This is a genomic window from Paenibacillus sp. ALE3 (assembly GCF_054113405.1).
In genome coordinates, this window is the sequence record NZ_CM134214.1 from 5,623,469 (window position 1) to 5,646,294 (window position 22,826).

Annotated in this window: 21 protein-coding genes; 12 read left to right on the plus strand and 9 right to left on the minus strand. The window is 46.3% G+C overall.

All coding sequences use genetic code 11. The annotated features are described in order from the left end of the window. The first annotated feature begins 87 nt into the window (after nt 1-87). Together ACXHJ2_RS25280 and ACXHJ2_RS25285 are read left to right on the plus strand one after the other, a co-directional pair. Nucleotides 88-2,211 carry an endo-1,4-beta-xylanase gene (locus tag ACXHJ2_RS25280; RefSeq protein WP_165079867.1) on the plus strand — a complete coding sequence of 708 codons (2,124 nt, stop codon included), beginning with the start codon at nt 88-90 and terminating at the stop codon, nt 2,209-2,211. Between the two features lie 48 nt (nt 2,212-2,259). Beyond that, nucleotides 2,260-3,927, plus strand: a complete 1,668-nt coding sequence (locus tag ACXHJ2_RS25285; RefSeq protein WP_165079866.1) for a glycoside hydrolase family 43 protein — start codon at nt 2,260-2,262, stop codon at nt 3,925-3,927. Nucleotides 3,928-4,061: 134 nt separating this feature from the next. Here the strand turns inward: ACXHJ2_RS25285 and hxlB are convergent, their stop codons facing one another. Together hxlB and hxlA are read right to left on the minus strand one after the other, a co-directional pair. Continuing rightward, nucleotides 4,062-4,619 carry a 6-phospho-3-hexuloisomerase gene (hxlB, locus tag ACXHJ2_RS25290; protein ID WP_165079865.1) on the minus strand — a complete coding sequence of 186 codons (558 nt, stop codon included), beginning with the start codon at nt 4,617-4,619 and terminating at the stop codon, nt 4,062-4,064. Nucleotides 4,620-4,623: 4 nt separating this feature from the next. After that, entirely contained in the window at nt 4,624-5,259 is a 636-nt protein-coding gene (gene hxlA / locus ACXHJ2_RS25295) for a 3-hexulose-6-phosphate synthase (RefSeq protein WP_013312540.1), read from the minus strand. A gap of 445 nt (nt 5,260-5,704) precedes the next feature. On the opposite strand from hxlA, the gene ACXHJ2_RS25300 reads away from it, so the two are divergent. Further along, nucleotides 5,705-6,580 carry a DNA-binding protein gene (locus tag ACXHJ2_RS25300; protein ID WP_165079864.1) on the plus strand — a complete coding sequence of 292 codons (876 nt, stop codon included), beginning with the start codon at nt 5,705-5,707 and terminating at the stop codon, nt 6,578-6,580. A gap of 198 nt (nt 6,581-6,778) precedes the next feature. Here ACXHJ2_RS25300 and ACXHJ2_RS25305 read toward each other — a convergent pair whose 3' ends face one another. Beyond that, complete coding sequence (locus tag ACXHJ2_RS25305) at nt 6,779-7,615, minus strand: methyl-accepting chemotaxis protein (protein ID WP_058830325.1); 837 nt, start codon at nt 7,613-7,615, stop codon at nt 6,779-6,781. A 191-nt stretch (nt 7,616-7,806) separates the two neighbouring features. Beyond that, nucleotides 7,807-9,042: a peptidase T gene (gene pepT, locus ACXHJ2_RS25310; protein WP_165079863.1), complete on the minus strand. Its 1,236-nt coding sequence runs from the start codon at nt 9,040-9,042 to the stop codon at nt 7,807-7,809. Between the two features lie 231 nt (nt 9,043-9,273). On the opposite strand from pepT, the gene ACXHJ2_RS25315 reads away from it, so the two are divergent. From ACXHJ2_RS25315 to gpmA, 3 genes are all read left to right on the plus strand, one after another. After that, the gene (locus ACXHJ2_RS25315; RefSeq protein WP_165079862.1) at nt 9,274-9,561 is read left to right on the plus strand and encodes a hypothetical protein; all 288 of its coding nucleotides are present in this window, start codon (nt 9,274-9,276) and stop codon (nt 9,559-9,561) included. 149 nt (nt 9,562-9,710) lie between these two features. Then, nucleotides 9,711-10,451 (plus strand): Bax inhibitor-1/YccA family protein, encoded by a 741-nt coding sequence (locus ACXHJ2_RS25320; protein ID WP_013373654.1) that lies wholly within the window; start codon nt 9,711-9,713, stop codon nt 10,449-10,451. A gap of 159 nt (nt 10,452-10,610) precedes the next feature. Beyond that, nucleotides 10,611-11,360: a 2,3-diphosphoglycerate-dependent phosphoglycerate mutase gene (gene gpmA / locus ACXHJ2_RS25325; RefSeq protein ID WP_165079861.1), complete on the plus strand. Its 750-nt coding sequence runs from the start codon at nt 10,611-10,613 to the stop codon at nt 11,358-11,360. 64 nt (nt 11,361-11,424) lie between these two features. Here the strand turns inward: gpmA and ACXHJ2_RS25330 are convergent, their stop codons facing one another. Continuing rightward, nucleotides 11,425-12,918 (minus strand): alpha-amylase, encoded by a 1,494-nt coding sequence (locus tag ACXHJ2_RS25330; RefSeq protein WP_040102601.1) that lies wholly within the window; start codon nt 12,916-12,918, stop codon nt 11,425-11,427. Between the two features lie 260 nt (nt 12,919-13,178). Here ACXHJ2_RS25330 and ACXHJ2_RS25335 point away from each other — a divergent pair, with 260 nt between their 5' ends. After that, nucleotides 13,179-14,003, plus strand: a complete 825-nt coding sequence (locus tag ACXHJ2_RS25335; protein WP_165079860.1) for an HNH endonuclease — start codon at nt 13,179-13,181, stop codon at nt 14,001-14,003. Between the two features lie 28 nt (nt 14,004-14,031). Here ACXHJ2_RS25335 and ACXHJ2_RS25340 read toward each other — a convergent pair whose 3' ends face one another. Beyond that, nucleotides 14,032-14,427, minus strand: coding sequence for a rhodanese-like domain-containing protein (locus tag ACXHJ2_RS25340; RefSeq protein WP_165079859.1), 396 nt, complete (start codon nt 14,425-14,427; stop codon nt 14,032-14,034). 499 nt (nt 14,428-14,926) lie between these two features. Here ACXHJ2_RS25340 and ACXHJ2_RS25345 point away from each other — a divergent pair, with 499 nt between their 5' ends. Continuing rightward, on the plus strand, nt 14,927-15,358 hold the full coding sequence (locus ACXHJ2_RS25345) for a DUF1641 domain-containing protein (protein ID WP_013373648.1): 432 nt from the start codon (nt 14,927-14,929) through the stop codon (nt 15,356-15,358). 27 nt (nt 15,359-15,385) lie between these two features. After that, entirely contained in the window at nt 15,386-16,567 is a 1,182-nt protein-coding gene (locus ACXHJ2_RS25350) for an NAD(P)/FAD-dependent oxidoreductase (RefSeq protein ID WP_165079858.1), read from the plus strand. 94 nt (nt 16,568-16,661) lie between these two features. Here the strand turns inward: ACXHJ2_RS25350 and ACXHJ2_RS25355 are convergent, their stop codons facing one another. After that, nucleotides 16,662-19,208 carry a LamG-like jellyroll fold domain-containing protein gene (locus ACXHJ2_RS25355; RefSeq protein ID WP_165079857.1) on the minus strand — a complete coding sequence of 849 codons (2,547 nt, stop codon included), beginning with the start codon at nt 19,206-19,208 and terminating at the stop codon, nt 16,662-16,664. A gap of 244 nt (nt 19,209-19,452) precedes the next feature. On the opposite strand from ACXHJ2_RS25355, the gene ACXHJ2_RS25360 reads away from it, so the two are divergent. Then, on the plus strand, nt 19,453-20,250 hold the full coding sequence (locus ACXHJ2_RS25360) for a copper amine oxidase N-terminal domain-containing protein (protein ID WP_165079856.1): 798 nt from the start codon (nt 19,453-19,455) through the stop codon (nt 20,248-20,250). Between the two features lie 71 nt (nt 20,251-20,321). On the opposite strand, the gene ACXHJ2_RS25365 is transcribed toward ACXHJ2_RS25360, so the two are convergent. Together ACXHJ2_RS25365 and ACXHJ2_RS25370 are read right to left on the minus strand one after the other, a co-directional pair. Beyond that, on the minus strand, nt 20,322-21,365 hold the full coding sequence (locus ACXHJ2_RS25365) for a stalk domain-containing protein (protein ID WP_165079855.1): 1,044 nt from the start codon (nt 21,363-21,365) through the stop codon (nt 20,322-20,324). A 254-nt stretch (nt 21,366-21,619) separates the two neighbouring features. Beyond that, nucleotides 21,620-21,796 carry a CsbD family protein gene (locus ACXHJ2_RS25370; RefSeq protein WP_013373642.1) on the minus strand — a complete coding sequence of 59 codons (177 nt, stop codon included), beginning with the start codon at nt 21,794-21,796 and terminating at the stop codon, nt 21,620-21,622. Nucleotides 21,797-21,951: 155 nt separating this feature from the next. Here ACXHJ2_RS25370 and ACXHJ2_RS25375 point away from each other — a divergent pair, with 155 nt between their 5' ends. Then, the gene (locus ACXHJ2_RS25375; RefSeq protein ID WP_165079854.1) at nt 21,952-22,467 is read left to right on the plus strand and encodes a DUF2179 domain-containing protein; all 516 of its coding nucleotides are present in this window, start codon (nt 21,952-21,954) and stop codon (nt 22,465-22,467) included. Nucleotides 22,468-22,586: 119 nt separating this feature from the next. Beyond that, complete coding sequence (locus ACXHJ2_RS25380; protein WP_016822696.1) at nt 22,587-22,799, plus strand: cold-shock protein; 213 nt, start codon at nt 22,587-22,589, stop codon at nt 22,797-22,799. The last annotated feature ends 27 nt before the right edge of the window (nt 22,800-22,826 follow it).

The window sequence follows — 22,826 nt, forward strand, 5'->3', positions numbered from 1 at the left end:
TTCTAGGAGCCACTTTTAATCCGCAAGTAACTGAAATCCAAGGGTGCCAAATACGAATTCAAAAATTTGAGTGCAGGAGGGATTGCTTTGCGGTCAGGTTGGTATACGCCTTTTTGTCTGGTGCTGGCTGGAGTGCTGTTGTTATCGCCTATCGGATGGTGGGGAATGTCTGTAGCGAAGGCAGCTCCATCTGTGGAACATTCTCCGTCGGTTTCGAACACGGTACTATCGGCAGGGAAGATCATTGGAGCGTATGGATTTGAGCAAGGAAACAGTGACGGCTGGAAGCCACGGGGAGCTTATACCCAAATTGCATCCGTCACGGAAGCGGCATATGGCGGCACGCACAGTCTGAAGGCAACCGCTCGTACGGCGGCTTGGAATGGAGCAGAGTTAGATGTGAAGCCACTGTTGCTGCCGGATGTGGAGTATGAAATTAGCGGATATGTGAAACTGGACGGCAATGCAGCAATTCCAAGCGTGCTTAAGTTTACGATGGAGCAGCAGCCGACAGGCGGGACTACAGAATGGAAGACCGTAGCTCAGACGGAGACAACAGATACATCGTGGATCAAACTCCAGGGGAGATATACGTTTACCGGGGAGATGAATGCATTGAAGCTGTATGTGGAGAACTCGAATTCTGCTCAGGCTTACTACGTGGATGAGGTGGAAATCAGGCAGGTTTCAGTAACACCAACAAATCCTACAAGTGGGGTCGTATCCGGATTCGAAGACGGTACAGCCCAAGGATGGGTATCCCGTTTGGGAGACGAGACCGTGCAGGTCTCGAATGCCGATGCACGGACCGGCTCATACAGTCTGCTGACAACGGGCAGACAAAAGGCATATGCCGGACCCAAGCTGGACGTGACTGCCACAATGCAAAAAGGCAACCGATATACGGTCAGTGCCTGGGTGAAGCTGGCTCCGGGTGAGCAGCCTGCTAAGGTGAGGCTCAGTGCACAGCGTGATTACCAAGGCCAAAGTGCATATGAAACGGTTGTAGGCGATACGGCTGTCACGACAGGGGGATGGGTGCATTTGTCTGGTACGTATACGCTCGCACATGATGCAGATACCGTTTCTATGTACCTGGAATCGCCAGAAGGGACGTCTTCCTTTTATATGGATGATTTCGAATTGTCGCTGGTGCCGCCGCTGGCAATTGAGAAGGACATACCTGCTTTGCATGGATTATATCAGGGACAGTTCAGCATCGGCACAGCGATTGAGGCTTTCCAGACCGAAGGGGCTTACGGAGAACTGGTACAAAAGCATTTTAACAGCGTCGTTGCAGGGAATGCGATGAAGCCTGTCTCCTTGCAACCATCTGAGGGGCAGTTTCATTGGGAGGAAGCAGATCAAATTGTGCAATTTGCCAGACAGCACGGATTGGAAATTCGTTTCCATACCTTAGTGTGGCATAACCAGACCGGAGATTGGATGTTTAAGGACAAAAATGGACAGCCGATGACGCCGACTGCTGAGAATAAAAAGCTTTTGCTGGACCGCCTGGAGACGCATATTCGCGCCGTTGCGGCCCGGTATAAAAATGTCATTACCGATTGGGATGTGGTAAATGAGGTCATTGATCCTGATCAGCCGGACGGCATGCGCCGCAGCAAGTGGTATCAGATTACAGGAACCGATTATATTGAAAAAGCGTTCCGTGTCACGAGGGAAGTGGCAGGGCCGAACGCGCGATTGTTCATTAACGATTACAATACCCATGAACCGAAGAAACGCGATTTTCTGTACAATCTGGTGCGTGATTTGCTTGCCAAAGGCGTACCGATTGACGGCGTAGGTCACCAATCGCATATCCGCTTGGAGTTTCCTACCATAGTCGAAATTGAGCAATCCATCGAAAAGTTTGCTTCACTTGGGCTGGATAATCAGATCACGGAGCTGGATATGGGCCTTTACTCTAATGATACGGATCGCTACGAAACGATTCCTGAAGCCATGCTGATTCGGCAGGCTCATCGTTATCAGGCGCTGTTCGATATGTTTACACGACAGCAGGACCATATCAGCAATGTGACCATTTGGGGGACAGATGATGGCAATACGTGGCTCAGTACGTTCCCGATTGCCCGGTTGGATAAGCCGCTGCTGTTCGATGAACGGTTAAAGGCCAAATATGCATATTGGGCGCTGGTGGATCCATCCAAAGTGCCGCCGCTACCAGCAGGGAGTAACGAATAAATGATTTGAGACAGAGGAGTAGAGCTGTTCAAAAGGAGAGCTGAAGCTATGGCTACCTTGCGCTATACGAATCCGGTTGTCCCCGGATTTTATCCTGATCCGAGCGTGATACGTGTCGGAGAGGATTATTACATGGCGACAAGCTCATTTGAATACATGCCGGGGTTGCCGATTTTTCATAGCCGAAACCTGACCGATTGGCGGCAGATCGGGCATGCATTAAATCGGCGCAGTCAGATTGATTTGTCCACACGGAAGAGCTCAGAAGGTATATATGCGCCCACATTGCGCTATCATCAGGGTGTATTCTACCTGATTACGACAGATGTGATGGGGATAGGCAATTTTTATATTACGTCTGTGAACCCTGTGGGACCTTGGTCTGATCCGATCCGTATTCCTTACGGAAATATAGATCCGTCCCTGCTATTTGATGACGACGGGAAAGTGTATGTTACCGTACAATCCGGGGCAGATGCCGAGTCGCATATTATTCAGTATGAGCTGGATATTGCTACAGGCCAGGCATTGACCGAGCCTGTGGCTATTGCTCATGGAGATGGCGGCGTATGGACCGAAGGGCCGCATCTGTATCACATCGGCAGTCGTTATTACCTGCTGTGCGCCTGTGGCGGCACGGGGCGTGATCATCGTACGATCGTGTATCGGGCCAATAGCCCGTATGGTCCGTTTGAACGGATGAAAGAGCCCATGCTCACGCATAATGCTCTCCCTGCGCATCCGATTCAGAACACAGGCCATGCCGAACTGGTTGAGGACACTCGGGGGGACTGGTGGGCTTTTTTCCTGGGCGTCCGTCCGGTGGTGGATGCCCGGCCTGTGGATGATCGCATAGAGGTCATGCTTCAGACCGAAACAGCTGCTCAGTCGTATAGCGTGCTCGGACGCGAAACCTTTCTGGCACCTGTCCGCTGGACAACGGACGGGTGGCCTATGGCTGACAACAATGCAGGCATGGTGCAATTGCACATGTCTGTAGACCGTCAGCCGTTCGGTCTAGCGGAGCAGGCTTGCTCGCCTGCTTCTACGCTGCTCGCGTCTGCCAAGCGTCATAGCTGGCGCGATGACTTTGATGGTCAGCGGCTGGACTGCCGCTGGGCTGCTCCGCGCAGGCTGTGCGAAGCCTGCATCAGCTTGGAGGCACGTCCCGGCTGGCTGACGCTCGCCGGCAATCGCCATACGCTGCTGGACGAGGCGCCGAGCGTCTTCCTCGGTACCCGGCTGCGGCATCATCAGGTGGCCGTCCGCAGTCGGCTTTATTTTCAACCACAGCAGAAAGATGAAGAAGCCGGCCTTGCAGTACGGCTTAATGAGCGCGGTCACTTTACGCTGGGTATTCGCCGGGCTGGCGAAGGCGATTTGCTTACTGTAGTGGTCTCGGTCGTAGATCAGGGGAAATCAACTGAATGGGCCTCCGTGCCTCTGTTGGCAGCTCCAGATATACAAAGCGGTGAAGGTGTGGAGCTTCGAATCCTATCCGATACGTATCATTTTGCCTTATCCTATGCAGTACGTCCCGGCAATTGGGTATCACTCGCCAGGATTCCGGCCTATGTGGTTTCACCTGAACGCAATGGCGGATTTACTGGAGCTTTGGTCGGCATGTATGCTACATCGAATGGGGCCGTGAAGGAAGCAGCATCCTTTGCCGCGACTCCCGCATACTTTCAATATTTCTGCTACGATGGCCTATAAGCCGAACTTGAAGAATAAATATCCAAACTTGTGCAGACAAGAGAATCACCTCATTTAATACAAAAAAAAGCAGGCTGCTTACATGCTCGGACATGTAAGCAGCCTGCCTTGTTATCGCAAAGGAAAAAGCAGTTTTATTCCAAGTTGGCGTGTTGACCATACATGGATTCGGAGGTCAGCTTGCGCAGCTGCATCGTTCTGAGCACCAACGCATCGCCATACAGCAGCAGAGTTTGCTCAAACAGTGAGCCCATGGGCTGAATGGTCTGGTAATCCTTGCTGGACGGGTCCTTGGGCGCGCCGGGCAGCTTGACGATGATATCGGCCAGTTTGCCGATGGTAGACTCGGGGGCAGTGGTAAGCACCGCCAGTGAGGCCCCGAGTTTCTTCGCTTTGTCTGCCATGGAGACTAAGCTTTTGGTTTCACCAGAGCCTGAACCGATAATCAGCAGATCTCCCTCGCTCAAGCCAGGGGTTACGGTTTCCCCAACTACGTAAGCTTGAACCCCCATATGCATCAACCGCATGGCCAGCGAGCGAATCATGAACCCTGAGCGCCCCGCTCCTGCTACGAATACCTTATTCGCAGCAGCGATGGAGTGGATCAACTGTTCTGATTCGGTATCGCTGATTAGCTGTGGAACGAATTGCAGCTCCTTGATGACCTCAGATAAATATTGAGAGGTTTCCATTGGATTAACCTTGTTTGATGAGCTGCTGCATTTGCGAAGCTACAGCCTTTTTGTCGTCTTCGCCAGTGATACCGCCGCCTACGATAACCAGATCCGGTTGAGCTTTTACCACTTCAGCCAATGTACTCAGCTTGATGCCGCCAGCTACGGCTGTTTTGGAGTTTTTTACGACTTTTTTGACGGTTTGCAGTGCTTCGAACGGACTTTGACCTTCCGCTTGCAGATCGTAGCCTGTATGCACACAGATGTAGTCAACGCCTAAAGCGTCGATTTCTTTTGCACGTTGCTCCAGGTTTTTAACACCGATCATGTCCACCAGGATTTTTTTGCCGCCTTGTTTCTTAGCTTCTTCTACAGCACCTTTGATCGTTGCATCTTCAGCTACAGCCAAAATCGTCACGATATCTGCACCAGCCTCGGAAGCTTTTAGCACTTCATAGCCCCCTGCGTCCATAACTTTCAGGTCAGCCAGTACTTTTAGATTGGGAAATGCTTCTTTCATTGCTTTTACAGCATGAAGTCCTTCATTGATGACAATCGGCGTACCGATTTCTACGATATCAATATACGATTCTACTTCTTTTACCAATGCGATACCTTGCGGGATATCTACCAAGTCTAAAGCCAATTGAAGTTCCATGTTATTAACTTCACTCCTTAAGTGAATTTGTATTTTAGTGAACAGGTACATGCTTTGTTGAGTCGTACTTATACTTTGTTTTCATGCACAGGTTTGATTGTAAGGCCCCGGTATTCGGTTGAAAAGTACGCACTAATTCGTAACGTAGTTACCCTGACGATACTATAGACCATGAAAACCACCCATATGAGAGCCAATATTTTGTCTTCTTTAGCATTATTTCGATAATGAAAATCATCTATTCATAACCAGTAAAATATACACATCCATGTCAGGTTGCAAAAGTATGAATGTACCGATGATTGAATTGACTTCAAGTTAGGTTTTGACTATATTTGTAATATACTGGTATGCAAAAAAAGGGAGTCTAACAGCATAACTACCCTGAAGAATAGCCACTAGGCTAGGGGTGACTTTAATTTTCAGGATAGGGAGGCGGGGTTTAGTGGAAGAGGTCCTGAACCAAAGGGAAGCTATTTATTTGTTGTCGGACAGCCACGCGCTCGATAAAGCTTGCGAGTTGTTTAGAATCAGCTATACGTGTAATGATTGGGATGAAGCGAACAAGGTTGCGGATTATCTGCATTCGTTGGCTGAAAGCCTGTATCACACCCAACTGAGAAATGCTGCGGACGGCAAGTACGAGACATTGAACACCAAACACCCGCTGGTGTTTTATTATGCTTACAGCTATCTGGCAAAATCAATTTATTATCAGAATATGGGCCAGTATGAGGAAGCCAGAGATTATATTATGAAGTATAGCGAAATGGGTTGGTTTATGGGGCTGGATCAAAGCGGTCACGAAGAAGTAGAGAGATTCCGTTTTCTCGCCAAGGCCAATTTATATACGATTGATTTACTTTCGGGGAAGAAGGAACTTTTACCAGAATATGTTCAGTTTCTTCACGACAATGACGAGGAGCTACTCCCGGGATTGGTTGGTATTGCTGAAGCAGCTAACTTGAACAATTGGGACATTGACGACCTGCTGAACGAGTTTGCCGATGATATTGAGATATTTGAAGGTTATGAAGATAGAGCCAACCGCGTATATTATTTAAAACTGGTCAACCAATTAGCTATTTACCAGTTGAAAAAGAAACAGTACATCGTTGCCTTGAATTATATCCTTGTTTCCCTGCAATTCTCTATTGGTGTAGAAGCCAATACTGATTTTAGGACACTGGTTGCACTGTTCGAGACTTATCGAGATTTGGCAACCCTGTCGCAGCAAGAGCAATACCAAACCATTTTATTAAGGGGGCTTCATAATGAAAAAGGCATTAATCTCGATAACTATGGTCTTAGCGTTTCTTAGTGTTGCTCTTCCGGTAGGAAATACATTGGGACAGTTAGACCCCGTGTATCCTTCGAATCATGGTGTTTTTTCTTATACTGCTTGAGTTTAGATTTGGATTGTTAGACCCAGTAGGGATTTTGTAAATAAGGGGAACGCACTTTTACGCCATTTGCGGATCAGTGCGCTCCCCTTTCTCATGCCAATAAACAATATTAATTATTTTACAATATAGGAAGTCAGGTTATCGGCCAGATGTTGCATCGTTTCGCTCGCCTTTCGCATACGCTCCATGACTTCGGTGAAAGAGCCTACCAGAGTCGCCTGCTCTTGAGAAGAAGCAACAATTTGCTCTATTTCCTGCTCCATCTGACGAATGGAGTTCTGTACATCCTTAAGGGCTCCCTCAATATCGACTGTCGCTTTTTTGGACTCTACAGATAGCTTGCGTACTTCTTGAGCAACGACACCAAAGCCTGCTCCTGCTTCTCCGACACGTGCGGCTTCAATCGCGGCATTCAATCCAAGCAGGTTGGTTTGGTCGGAAATTTCCTTGATAAATACAGCGACCTGATTAATTTTACCCGAGTTTTGTACGGCAAATTGGGTGTTCTTTAAAATGTGTTCACTGGTAGCTTGTAGCTCCTCTGAATGTGCTGTTACATGCTGCACCATTTCAATGAGCTGCTCGGTAATGGAGTGGTTTTCAGATACGATTTGATCCAGCTGATTTCTGTTGGTCAAATTATAGGAAGCGGCAAACGCTGCAATGACGTTCCCATTATCATCAAACACAGGAATACTGATCATATCGAGAGGATATCCCAGCAATTCAGCCGGAATGTGGGTCAAGCTGGCCTCGCATCCATTTTTAAGCATGGCGAAATTTTTGTAGTCCTCAAGCAGCTCCGAGCCGGTTTCAAAGCCAAGATTCATATCCTCTGATTGGGTATAAGCCAGAACGTGAGTACGGTCGAAAAGAGCAAGGGTTACTTTCTCCCGCATAATCTGTTGTATGTAGGGAATGGCTGCAATTAATGCATCTATTGTATTCAAGTGGATTGCCTACCTTTCTTTACTAAATATATTTTTTATAGTCCTATATAATTGTCGGTCTAAAGACGGATAAAAGTTATAAAAGTATTGAGAATTTAAAGAAAATTCAGAAAAAAAGGCATATCGTTTCGTAATAGAAACGATATGCCTTCGGATTTAATTTGAACGTGTCAGTGCTGTGTATAAGCGGCTTACTTGCCACGCTGCTCGAACAATTGTGCAATCCCCACAATAACCTTGGTTGCAAGCACCATGTTATCCACCGACACATACTCGTACTTACCGTGGTAGTTCTCCCCGCCTGTGAAAATATTCGGTGTAGGCAGTCCCATGTAAGACAGCTGTGAACCGTCTGTGCCTCCACGAATCGGCTTGATAATGGGTTCAATATTCAGCTTCGTCATTGCTTCATGAGCGATATCGACGATATGCTTGACAGGCTCAATTTTCTCTTTCATGTTGTAATACTGGTCTCTCAGCTCCAGCGTAATACGGTTGTCTCCATAGGCAGCCTGGAGCTCTTTTACGATATTTGTCAAATAAGCTTTCCGGTTCTCAAAGCTCTCACGATCAAAATCGCGGATAATATAGTATAGTTTGGCTTGTTCTGCTGTGCCAGTAGACTCCAACAGATGATAGAAGCCATCGTACCCGTCTGTATATTCCGGGGCTTCATTCACAGGTAATCTACTGTGCAGTTCCATAGCGATTTTGGCAGCGTGGATCATTTTGTTTTTAGCCGTACCGGGATGTACATTTACACCATGAATGGTAATATGAGCAGCCGCGGCGTTGAAGCTCTCATACTCCAGCTCTCCGAGCGGTCCGCCGTCTACCGTATAAGCATATTCAGCGCCAAAGGCGGCTACATCAAAGCGCTCAGGTCCTCTTCCAATCTCTTCATCCGGTGTAAAAGCAACACGAATTTTGCCATGTTGAATTTCGGGATGATCAATCAGATAGTGAATCGCTGTCATGATTTCTGCGATACCGGCTTTGTTGTCTGCACCGAGCAGAGTGGTGCCATCTGTTGTGATCAGGGTGTGGCCTTTATATTGAGTCAATTCGGGAAACTCACGTGGAGAAAGGACTACACCAAGCGAGGCATTCAGCGTGATATCGCCTCCATCATAGTTTTCCGTCAACTGTGGCTTCACTCCTGCGCCAGTTAGCTCAGTAGCCGTATCGAGGTGTGCCAGAAAACCAATGACGGGCACTTCTTTATCCGTATTAGAGGGAAGGGTTGCCATCACATAACCATCATCATCAATGGTTACGTCTGTCATACCGATGGCTTTCAGTTCGTCTACCAGGAGGTTGCCCAATGTGAGCTGTCCGGGTGTGGTGGGGCATGTGTGGCTGCTTTCGTCGGATTGGGTATCTACCTGTACATATGTAGTCAGGCGGTCAATCAGTTCCTGTTTCATGTGGTTATCCTCCTTGGGTCATTTCCATTATGGTACGTATTTTATCATGATTAGGCTTACGATATGAAAAAAATGGTTTAACCTTTCAGAATGACAGGTTGTTTGTAGCACATATAGAGAAATGTTAATCTATGAGTCTTTTAAATTGTGTCTTATTACTGAGTCACTTAACGTTACGTTCATAGATTGGAAGCATAGAATACACTATCAAATGCAAGGGAGGTGAGTTCTATGGCGATCCTTTTACCTTCGCAAATTTACAATCTTGCTGCTGGTGTAGGTAAGTCCTTTTTTGAAAACCTGAGAGGCGGTAGTGATGCTACAATTACCGTTAATAATTTCGGTGCCAATCCGGTGAATCTTGTGGTTACCCGTGTCAATGCTCCTGTGATCACTTATGTAATTCCGGCGGCTAACAGTCTGACGCTAGAAGTTGCTTTGTTGCTGGTAGCCGCTCTCCAAGCTACTCCAGCTGGAGCAGCAACAGGTAGCATCCAAATTGCTACTGCAGATTTTTAATCTGTAACGACTTGACCCTCTAACTCTAGCTTTGCCGAAAGGCAAGGTTAGAGTTTTTTTATTGTTTGAAATTTTCTGAAACTTTTCTCAGGTTGTACCGATATATACATATGGCATCGTAAATAACACATCGAAAAGGAGTACCCTGTATGAGCTTTAGCAACCCGGTTTTACGTGATGACATCTTTTTGCGTGAAGATGAAAGAGAAGCTAGCGAACAACGTATGACTATCGGAGGAACGGTGAACAAAACGTTGCTTCTGCTAGTCCTGCTCATCGTCTCTGCCAGTATTACCTGGTATATGACCTATCAAGGAACCATAGAGGTGCTATCGTTGATGACGGCAGGCTTTATTGGGATGGCAGGCATAGCACTTTCGATATCCTTTTTTCCCAAAACGGCTCCATTGCTCTCTCCTGTATATGCGATTCTGAGTGGCTTTGCTTTGGGTGGCGTTTCCGCTTTTATGGAATATGAGTACCCTGGAATTGTAGTTAATGCCATTTTGCTGACAGTGGGTATCTTGTTCTTGATGCTCTTTATGTATACACAACGAATCATCAAGGTGACACGTGGCTTTATCTCATTTGTTGTCCTATGTACGATGGCGATTTTTCTAGTGACGTTGGTTGATTTTATTTTGAATTTTTTCGGTATGAATGTTCCGTACATCCATGAAACGGGCTGGGTGGGTATTGGTATTAGTTTATTTATCGTCATCATTGCCGCTTTGAATCTGCTCGTAGATTTTAATTTCGTTGAGGAACAAGCTGATCAAGGTGCACCCAAATATATGGAATGGTATGGCGCTTTTGCATTGCTGGTAACGTTAGTGTGGCTATATGTACGAATATTGGATTTGTTAGCTAAGCTTAGCAATAGGGACTAAGGTCTGCGACTATTTCATATGGTTCAAGTAGGACGAAGACAAGGACGGCTGAATGTCGTCCTTTTTTGTATGAAAGAGGCGGTTTAAAAAGTGCATTTTACGTTAAATACATAGAAGTTGGGTAAAACATAGAGGATAGATAGGTGAGGAGTGAGGTATATGTATCAAGTGGTGCTGGTGAGGCATGGAGAAAGCGTATATAACCGCCAAAACTTGTTCACAGGCTGGACGGATGTCGATCTGACTGAACAGGGAACTCATGAGGCTATCGAGGCAGGACGTATCCTCAAGGAGGCTGGGTATACGTTTGATCTGGCATTTGCTTCTGTGCTCAAACGTTCTATCCGCACGTTGTATCATATCTTGGATGAGCTGGATCATCTGTGGATACCCGTGCAGAAGTCATGGAAGCTGAATGAACGCCACTATGGTGCGCTTCAGGGGCTTAGCAAACTAGATTCCGCCGTGCAATACGGAGAGGAACAGGTTCATATTTGGCGACGTAGCTTGACGGTGCGACCTCCTATGTTGGATGCGCAGGATGAACGGAGTCCACATCGGGAAGAGCGTTATCGCCATATTAAGCCGGAGGAGCTACCGCTTGGGGAGAGTCTGGAAGACACGGTGCATCGGGTTGGTGAGTTTTGGAAGCAACGGATCGTGCCGTTGATTCTTAAAAAGGAGCGGGTTATCATTTCCGCACACGGTAATACCTTAAGGGCCCTGATCAAGTATATGGAAAATTTGGATGAAGCTACTCTGCTGGATTTAAACATTCCGACGGGCATTCCACTGGTGTATGAGCTGGATGAGCATATCGATCCTATTCGGCGCTTCTATCTTGGTGATCCGAGTCATGTAGAGGCAAAGAAACAGGCTGTGGCCAACCAAAGCAAGGTGACGGAATGACTTTCCATACAACAAAGAGGACAGGGCGCCTTCTTGCATCCTGTCCTCTTTGTGTTGATATACATTAAGCGTTCGCAGTATCCTCTGCATCCAGGCTGTCTTCCTCAGTAGGAAGTGCCCATACCGATACACTGCCAGCACGAACGGGAAATATGCCATAGCCATCCTGTTCGATCTTTACGGTATGATCGTGATGCCCGGTCAAATCGGTCCATTTTTCTCCTGCACGTTGTTTACCCACGAACATGCGCTTTTCCCCGTCATTTGCGTTAGTGATCACCACAGCACATCCAGAGCCGTGTAGCTCAGGAATGCCCTGACGAACCCATCCAATCGTATGGGGATCATCAAAATAATCTTTTTGCTCACCATAAGCTTTGTGGTACCGGGCATATAAGAGCGGGTCTAGCTCAGCCTGCTTGCCTTTCACAGGCGTTTGTCCCTGGATACCGTAGTAATCACCGTAGAATACGCAGGGATAACCATCTTTGCGCAGTAGGATGAGTGCATAGGCACTTGGCTTAAACCAGTCCTCTACCCAAGATTCGAGCGCTTCGTGCGGCTGGGAATCATGATTATCGACAAAAGTAACCGAGTTCAGGGGATGGGTATGAACCAGCGTATCCTCGAAAATGGTGCTTAAATCGAAATCCTTACCACCCAAGGAAGCGCTATGTAGTTTGTAGTGGAGGGATACGTCAAACAGGTCGATTTTATAATCGATGGTATCCAGAAACTTTTGGCAAGATTCTAGATCCGGTTTCCAAAATTCTCCTACCATATAAAAATCCTGCCCACGCTTTTTAATCATTTCTGTAGCAAACTCTCGTACAAATTCATGATTAATATGCTTGATCGCATCCAGACGGAATCCGTTGCATTGTAGAGTATCCACCAGCCATTTGCCCCAGCGGATCATTTCCTTGCGCACATCCTGATGATTATAGTCAATATTGGCGAACATTAAATAATCATAATTGCCGAATTCATCATCTACATTATCGCTCCAGTTTTTGTTTTTACCTAAAATACGATAGATTCCTGTCCGGTCCTGACTTGCATCGTAATCCGTTCCATTAAAATGTTCGAAGTTCCATTGAAATGTGGAATATTTACCTTGTCGGCCGGGGAATGTAAATTTAGTCCAGCCTTCGATATCAAAGGGCTCGGAAATGACCTCATTACGATTATCCGGGTTGACCTCGACGACTTTGAATACTTCGGTTTCATCCGCACCAGCCTTATGGTTCATGACCAGATCGACATAGACGGCTACGCCGTGGCGAACGCAGGATGCGACAGCTTCCAGCAGGTCTTCCCTGGTTCCGTATTTGGTGCGCACTGCACCTTTTTGGTCAAATTCGCCCAGATCGTAAAGGTCATAGACGCCGTAACCCGTATCCTCAGGAGATTGGCCTTTGGTGACAGGTGGAATCCATATCGCGTCAATTCCTTTGGCCTTCAGTTCCGGTGCCAGGCGGGCAAGCTTTTTCCAGTGTGAACCGTCAGCTTTGACATTCCACTCGAAAAATTGCATCATCGTATGGTTCCTTTTCATGTGCGTCCCTCCTTCATATATAACAAGTTACCCACCAAGTGAGGGGGGCTAAACGTCTGATGGCCAATATGATGTTGATGAAGAACATGGATCGCTGTATAACGTATGCTAAATCATTAAAATTTGTTATACATGAGTGATCACAACGACTCGATGGCTAGAAAAGGAAACGTGAAAACGGTAAAATGAATCTAACTTAGCAATAGTTCGGATTTCGGGCAAACCATAAGCTCGACCAAGAGAGGGGAGGAGGGATGAACGTGACAGACCCGCAGCAGGATAAGGATGAAGCGAGAGAACCGCTGATGAAAAAATGTACGTATTGTCAGGAGACAAAACCATTAACGGACTTTCAGCGCAGAACCGGTCGCCGGGCTGGGCCTTATTCCCGGCGTGGTCCTTGCCGTTCCTGCCGGGGGTTAGCCCCGCAAGAACGGGTGGTTACGTCCGCTCCTTCCCATGAGGAAACGAAGCCCTTGGCTGCTCCTGTAGAGCGGCATGGCTCCGAAGCAGATACGGCTGCGTATCGTCTGGAAGCGTCCGCGCAGCCTTCTAATGATTCTCAACGCCCCCGTAGGAAGCACGTCACGGACAAAGCGCGTGAGCGCCATCGGCAACGGGTTCGCCATTTGCTTAGCAGGCTGAAGCCTGCGGATACCCGTGCGTTGCGGCTTAATCGCAATGGCATGATTCGGCTAAGAGGCAAAACCGACCAAGGGAGACGCTGGCATCAGGAGATTGAGCTTGATTTGGCGATGACTCTGGTCAGAGAACGCATGGCGGTGATTGTAAATCCGTACACGGTCCGCAGACTTTATAGCAACAAGGAATTCCGCCAATATGTGCTTAAACGTGACCGCTATACCTGCTTTTTTTGCGGTGGCTATGGTGACACGATTGATCATTTACTTCCTCGGGCTAAAGGTGGACACACCACGCCAGTAAATTGTGTATGCGCCTGCAACGAGTGCAATCAAGTTAAAGCTGCCCGTGATGTAGAGGAGTTCATCGAGTCTGGTGTGCCATTGCCGATTCCGAATGATTTTGAACCTCCCGATACTTCTGAGGACACCTTACGTACCTAGGACGATCTGGGGAGTCGGCAACATTCCCTTAGTACAGTTCTACTTCAAAGCCGGATTCCTTCCAGGCTGTTGTACCGCCTTTGATAAAGGCTACATTGGTAAAGCCCATCTGTTGGAGTATATAAGCTGCCAGTGCGGCTTGTCCGCCTGCCCCGCAGGTGGTGATAATCGGGCGGTTGCGGTCACGTAAGCGTTCATCACGCAAATCTTGTGGCACGTCCAGGTCAGCGCGGATGGGCAGCATGCCTAGTGAAATATTGGCACTTCCGCGAATTAGGCCGCAAGCACCTGCATCATGAGAATCCTGTACGTCGATAACGAATGTATCTGGATTTGATTCAATTCGCTGACGTCCCTCCTGTGAAGTAATGCCCTGAACGTGCTGCCTCGCTTCTTGAACCATATCTGCAAATGTTTTAGCCATCGTTCAACCCTCCGTAGGAATATGTTTTGTATTGGTTTTCATATTAATGAACAGAAACTCACTCTCTGTATTACCCATCTCTAGTATAAAATGCCCCTCTTTTAAGGTAAAATTAGACAAAAATCGTGCTTATTCTAATTTTTATCTAAAATAACAATAAAAAATTTGCAGAAATTTGTGCAAATTTAAAATTTCTTCGACGATTGGGTTGTGAAAGGTGTAATATAGAGGTATAGGGTTCCGTTTCGTCCTGTTGTAGTCACGAGGGAGCGCTTCGTGAGATATTCCGCAGCAGTAACAACAACAGAATAACGTCCAAGCAATATACAATTGGCATCTGCGATCATCAGTCTTGCCCTTTAGGGTATAGGCCGGTTTAAGCTGTGCTTCTTGCATGTTTAAGGGCGAATTCATTGAACGTTTTATTGCTAGAGTTTATGATACAGGTTACGAGAAAGGAATGGACTTCTATTTTCACAGTAAAGGAGGACGTTCACGCATGTCTGAAAACCAACAAGAGGTGGCCGTAACACAAGAAGCTACCAAAGAGTCTCGGGATGTATTGGACCAATTGATGAAACCGGAGGTTCAGCAATCGCTGACCGTACTGGTAGAGAATCTGCCAAAGTTGACTGAGATGGTTACTTTTATGACCGATGCTTATGATGTAGCACGCAGTCTGGCAACTGACCCTGTCTTTATCGGAGATATGAAAAACTCCATGGGAGAGTTTGTGAAGCCTGTTACAGATTCGGCTAAAGGATTGGCTTCTGCTGCAATTGAAGCAAATGACCGTGTACAAACTACGGACGGCAGTGTAGGTCTGTTTGGCCTGCTCAAAATGCTTAAAGATCCTAATGTACAAAAAACGCTGCGTTTCAGCCAGGCTTTCCTGGATATTCTGAATGAGCGCCAACGCGAAAGCAAATAATTACCTGATCGAGAACGGAGGATGGACATGTCGAAGCAAATTTTGATCTTGGGCGGCGGATACGGCGGATTGCTGGCCGCTCTCACAGCACGCCAGCATATGGACGCTAGCCAAGCAACCATTACAGTGGTAAACCGCTTTGCGTCGCACCAAATTATTACGGAACTGCACCGTTTGGCGGCAGGTACTATTGCCGAAAAAGCTGTGGCGCTTCCTTTGGAAAAACTGCTGCGCAACAAAGATATTATCCTGAAAGTGGATACAGTTTCCGAAATCAAGCCGGACGATAAGAAAGTAACCTTGGCCAGTGGTGCTACGTTGAGCTATGACGCTCTCGTTATTTCCCTGGGCAGTGAAACGGCATACTTCGGTATTCCAGGGCTGCAAGAGCATAGCTTCACGCTGAAATCAGTAGCAGAAGCTAATCGCATCCGCGCACATGTGGAAGCTCGTCTGGATGCTTACAAGCAATCCGGTAACAAAGCGGACGCTACAATCGTTATCGGTGGTGGCGGTCTGACTGGTGTTGAGCTGGTGGGCGAATATGCCGACAAACTGCCTGCAGTTTGCCGTGAAAAAGGCATCAACTACGAAGATATCAACTTGTATTGCGTAGAAGCTGGACCATCTATTTTGGCAGGCTTCCCTCAACCATTGGTTGATCGTGCAGTAACAAGCCTTGAAAAACGTGGCGTTCAAATCGTAGCGGGTGTTCCGATTACAGAAATGAAAGCTGACGAAGTTCTCCTGAAAGACGGACGTTCGATCAAAACGAACACACTGATCTGGACAGGCGGCGTACAAGGTAATGCACTGGTTGGCGCATCTGGTATCGAAGTAAACCGTGGTCGCGCAACTGTGAATAGTGCACTGCAATCGACTTCTCACGAAGACATCTTCCTCGCTGGCGACAGCGCAGTGGTGTTCCCGGCTGAAGGCGAGCGTCCATACCCTCCAACTGCACAGTTGGCTTGGCAAATGGGCGAATTAGTTGGTTACAACATCTTCGCTTATTTCAACGGAGCGAAAATGGAAAGCTTTACACCAGTATTCTCCGGTACACTGGGCAGCTTGGGCAGAACAGACGCGATCGGTACTGTAGGCGCGAATGGCACCCAACTGAAAGGCGCTGTAGCCACCTTGATGAAGGAAGGCAGTAACATCCGTTACTTGTCCCACATCAAAGGACTTTTTGCATTGGCCTACTAATATTTATTGGTTTATTAAAAGAGAGCGCTGTTCAGCGCTCTCTTTTTTCATTCTTTGACACTAGTGATGCTCACCATTCACAGATAGTTTTAATTCACTTCATCTGGGCTAACTCTTCCACCTGTGCAGGAGGGAGCGCGCCTTCAAAAATACTCAGCTCATCCATAGAACCATTGAACGCAGGGTCCCACCAGTTGACCCCTAAGCTGAATGTTCCAGCTTTAGAGGTAAAGACATCCGGAAACCCTGACCCTGTAAACTGAATTTTCCCATTCACATACACCTCTAGCACTCCATGATCTACAGTAAAGGCGAGATGTGTCCATTCATTGGCTTTGATCTTCCGGCCAGTACTGCCGGTATACCAAGTTGAGCTGCCGGACCAGACCATGGTGTTATCCTTCTCAGGTCCTCTGGGCAGAAGGCTAACCCAGTGGTTGCTATCCATAGCTCCAAAAAAAGTTGGTGTATGCACAGTCAATTCGCTAGGTTTCACCCACAGTGACACAGAATAGGCTGAACTGGATATGAGTCCTTCAGGCAGAGCAATACCTGACTGTCCATCAAGGACTACAGCTTGGCCTCTTACGCCTTCAGCGTAGGATATACTTCCTCCCTGACGATCGATTCGGTCACCAATAACCTTACCATTGGCAAAAGCATCATTCTGATCCTTTAGATTATTTTCAAATGGGTATGAAGCAGTCAATGTTGCCTTCTCATAAGGAGCTACCGTAATGTTAAAAGCTTTGTCCCGACTGCTGTCCCCTTTGGTAATGGTAGCTGTCAAAGTGGCGGATACAGCCTTTTCTCCGATCCCGGGGCGCTTGATTTCACCAGTATCGGAAATGACGCCTGGGTCTGAAGTTTTCCAGGTAATGGAAGATTGCCGACTGCCTTCCTTTGGAAGCGTCAGATTAGCCGTCACCCGGCTCGTATCGCCAAGATCTAATTCACGATATACACTGTCAACGACTGTCGTATCCGTCATATCAGGGAGCTTACTGCCCCAGGCCATTTCACCTTTATTCGATAGAACTGTAAACGCAAGGATGTATTGATTTGTAACCTGGTCCCATTGTCTCAGTAATACTCCATCATATACAGCACCATCCAGTGTTAGTTGGACATTCGCATCCCCCGACTTGCGCCATGTTCCTTGCACATCGCCTTTAATCGTATGGTCTGCTCTCAGCTGAATGAACTGTGTATTTTTGACCGTCGCCGAAGAATCACTGCCATGGTTAATATATTGATAATCACCAATGAATTGTTTCTCATCCAGCTTTGTAAGCGTCTCGCCACCGTAACGGTAAGGAGCTACCACAGGCCAGTCATCCTGATTCATGAACATTTGGTGTACACGCAGCTCATGAGTCTCCCCTTGCTGAGGGAATCGGGTATGAAAGACAACAAACATTTGTCCGGTAGCAGGATCGGTGTATACCGAGTTATGCCCAGGAGATACATAGCCGTAGCCCACACCTGTACCTGGATCGCCTATTTTGCTATCGAACAAGAAGTTACCCATTAATTTGTTGCCATAGGCTACATTTTTGGTGTTTGCTGGTAGAACGGCATTCTGTCCTTTGGCATCCTTATAAGGCCCTGCTGGACTCTTGGAACGGAATAACCTCATGTTATACCCACCGTCCGCTGCAAGTCCGCCATAGGTTACATACAGATAGTAGTAACCTGTCTTTGAGTTGTATTCAATATATGGACCTTCCCCGGACTCACCGTATCCACCTGCGATCTTGGTGCCAAAATAGCGATCAATCAGACGGCCATCCTCTGTAGTTCCATCTTGGCCTGGATAGATCGGTTTGCCAGTTGCTTTATCCAGCTCCAGTAGAAATATTCCTCCGGACCATGACCCGTACGTCATCCATAAGCGCCCGTCTGTATCATAAAAGACTGCTGCATCAATTGCATTCGGGAACACCCGATTCGCATAAGAACCATCGGCGTTAAACCATCCTGCTCTAGGCCCCTTCAGCTTGCCTTCATTAATGAGTTGAGAAATCGGCGTATTTGTCCACTTTTTATCCACTTTGCTATCTTTATCGAATGCAGTCTCCTTTGTAAAACCAGTGTTCACAATAGTATCCACATATTGATAGGGGCCCTCAATGTTGGGTGCAACGGCAATACCGATCGCGGAACGTATATAGGTGGAGGAGGCACTATAATAAATCATGTAGGCCCCTTTTGAGCCATCCTTATTGACATAATGCTCATTCCAAAATACATCCGGCGCCCATACTGAGAATCCTCCCTTGCTATCCGCATCATTCTCGCCCGCCCAAGCGAAAGATCCGGCCAGATTCTTCGATAGATCCCCGTAAAGAGTATTTCCAGGCGTTGTGTAACCGTTTGCAAAAGAAGTCCAGTTTGTGAGATCTTTGGATTTCGCTGCGGAGATATGCGACCCAAACACATAATAAGTGTCACCGTCTTTGACAATCGAAGGATCATGAACCGATACATTAGAGAAGGTCGGCACATTCTGCTTATTATTCTGGTTCGGATCAGCTTCGGCGGCATCCATTGTACCTGAAGGTACGGCTGCAATTGCCAATAATAAAGTCATTGTTAATGCAATGCTCGACCTGGCTCTACGTTTAACAAAACTTCTCATCGTATACATTTACCCCTTTCTAAATTGGAATACAGTGATACATTCTGCTTTCATGCTAAAATACCTTTATGTTTATAAATATTATTAATGTATTTATGAATTAAATGACTGTAGAGAAGGTGCCATATTCTATAATTAGGTAGAGGTTATAAATTATGGTTGACTATATGTATTGGTGGAGGTACGTTATATATGAAAAAAAACAGTTATATTTGTGAGTTGTTTATCAATAAAGGAGGGTATTATGAAAATCAGGTTGCTAGTATGCCTTATAATTTTATTTAGTGTTGCTACTGTACACTCGAATTCGACATCAGCCCAAGCTCAGACCCCTATACACCTGAAGGTAAATAATCATTACGTTTTATACACCTATCCTGCATCACCTTTTATGGATACGAAGGGCAGACTGCTTATACCGCTTCAAGCTGCTGAAGATATACTGGGCGGCAAAGTAACTTATAATGCAGCGAACAAAACGGCTTCTGTTGATTTGCTAGGCCGTAATGTAACGGCTACGATCGGATCACCCGAAATATCGGTTAACGGTGAGCCGGTGACAATGGACACAGTCCCCATCATGAAAAGTAACGCGATGTTTTTACCAGTATCCATTTTGTTGAAAGATACAGATGCGCAGATGGAGTGGGATTCCAAGCGTGGCTTATTGAAGCTAAGACATGATAGCTTTACGGAAAGCCCAGTTCTTATGAGGTTCAAGGGACAAGACTTGGCCCAAGTCATTGATGCAAATGCATTTGATCTTACTTCTTTTAACTGGGATCAAACGCAGGGTGTATTGAATATTCATGCTACGTATAAGAGCGACTTATCGCCCGTATTCAAGCAAATTGACTTTAATCCTATGATTGTGTATAGCAAAGGGACCTATAGTGTAGATCCTTATTCTAAACCCGGTTCATTTCACAAAGTCAAAATAACCAGCGCAGGTCATTTGGTTTATACAAAAAATATCGGTACAACTAATGCGGATAGTGATTATATAAAATACATTACTTCTGTAGGCAGAATGATTCAATAATTGAATGTAGGATGTTTGTACATCATAAAAAAAGCGACAAGGGCTATAAAGCCTTTGTCGCTTTTGTATACTTAGAAGTTAGTAATTAGGTTGCGGTTGTCCTTGTTGCGTACAGTTCCATTGATTCTGTCAATGGACTCTCTGTTTTTAAGGAAATCAATAACGCCATCTGTCAGGTTGCTTCTTTGCAAACTTGAGAGTTTATTCCAGTCATCCAAACCTACATAAACATCCACGTCAGCTGTACTACTGTCGCCTCTTACACTGAAATCAAAGCCGACTCCGGCGTAGTTGCTATATCTGTTGAACAAATCACGTTGGATCGTGTTTGCATCGAAGGATGAAGCTACATCCCTCAAAGAAACCTTGCCTCTGCTGTTGATTGTAAAGGTTGCCATTTTATCTCTATTACTAGAGTTTTTAACCGTACCCTCTATATCGGCATCTTTATACTCTTTCAAAATATCTTCACCGATGTCTTCAAGGAAGGTTTCCTTTCTGCTGCTGGTTAGGTCAGTCCATCTGGATTTCGTCATTTCGATGGTCACTGAAATATCCTTTTTGTTACCATCCAGCGTGATATCCGAGTTGGTGTTGTAGTCATCCCGGTGATCATCATTCAGCTTACGTTGGAGATCTTTCAAAGAGTCTGAACTATTTTTGCTCGCTTCATCTTTCAGCGTCTGATTGTCTTTTTGCAATTGAGCAATGGTAGCATCTTTCGTAGTGTTCGCTGCTTTTGCTGTGTTCAGTTCTTGAGTCAGCGTTGTAATCTGATTGTTCAGTGCTGTAACTGTAGATTGATCAATAGGAACGCCGTTGTCAGCAATGACTACGCGTTTGTTTGTGCCATCCCATGTTACTTTTTTATCCAAAGCAGTACCTGCCAGCTTCAGCGGGATATACGTCACGCCATCCAGCAGAAATGGTTCTGTTTTAGCATCAGCAGGAACCTCAGTTCCGTTATAGATAATTTTAATATTGTTATATACTGCTTGGATCGGCTTAGTTACTTGTGCAGCATATGTAGATTGGCTGAACAGAGCCCCGGAGATGGCCAAGGCCGACACGGCAGTGATGATGACTGGTTTCTTCATGGACTTCAATGATTTCATTCGTTGGTCTACCCCTTTATTTAAGAATTATAGCTTGATACATAGACTAGAGTAACATTAATACATACAAAATCCAACAGGTTGGAAGGGTTGTTATTGGTTGTGCTTATATTAGTTAGACGCAAAAGCGACTGTAAAAGTTGCCCTGTTTGCGTAAATATTTTTCCAAAAGTAACTGAATAAAATAAAACAGTCCGCTGTACAAGACAGCGGACTTGTTTGGAGTACAGTGCGTTAGGGTATCAAAAGTTGGATTATTTGTGGTCCTTCAGTTTGCCTGCTGTTTCCTGAAGATGGCCTTTGGCTTTATCCAATTTACCTTCGGCTTGAAGTGACTTATTATCTGTAGCGTTCCCGATTTGATCCTTGATTTCGCCTTTAGCTTTATTTACATTACCTTTGATTTTATCGCTAATTCCGTTATCCTTCATGGTATAGCCCTCCTCATATAATCAAACTTTCTTTCAGCATGCTGTAGTTACTCATTACCCGAGCGAGGGTAATACGAAACGTGAGGCTGTAGATCACAGACAGGGGCATAATGTTAGATATGGGTTAATTAGATCGTGGAATGGGGAGTGAGCATATGTTCAGAATTTTATTGTTTATTCTCGTTATTCAACTTATCTATGTATCGGCGTATACACTACGCATGATTTTGACGCTGAAAGGACAGAAGTACATTGCTGCACTCATTAGCACCGTGGAAGTTACGGTCTATGTGTTGGGCTTGAATGTCGTGCTTAGATATCTGGATCAAGTGGCAAGTCTTGCGGTATACGCCATCGGCTACGCAGTAGGTATTCTTATTGGGGCATGGATTGAGGAAAAAATAGCGCTCGGTTATGTCACCGTGAAGGTGATCAGTAATGAAATCAATGGAGGGATTGCCAATGCGCTGCGAGACAAAGGCTACGGCGTTACAGCCTGGCTGGGCAGTGGACGTGATGGAGAACGTTTGGTGATGGAGATATTGGCCAAGCGAAAAAACCAGAATAAGCTGTATCAATCCATTCTGGAGCTGGACCCCAAGGCTTTTGTCATTACAGTGGAGCCAAAGCAATTTCACGGCGGTTTCTGGACCAAGGCTATCCGCAAATAAGGATTTTGGTAAAATACGCATATTTTCCGTAGGTTGGAGCATATTAATACCCGCACAGGAGGGAATTAACAGTATGCCGACAGGGGATGTTCCCCTATAACAACCAAGGGGGGATATAGATGTACAGACGCCAGGCCCCGGAAATCATTCCAGAGGAAAATACGGCGATTTGGTCGTGTACCAACGAGGGTTGCAACGGATGGATGAGAACGGATTTTACCTTTTTGAGCGAGCCAGCTTGTCCACTTTGCCAAGCCACGATGGGACAGGAAATGCGGATGCTGCCGATTCTCAATCGGACGGGCAATTCCTTTGTCGCCCAGCGCTCTTAATTGAAGGTAAGCCTATGATTACGCTGC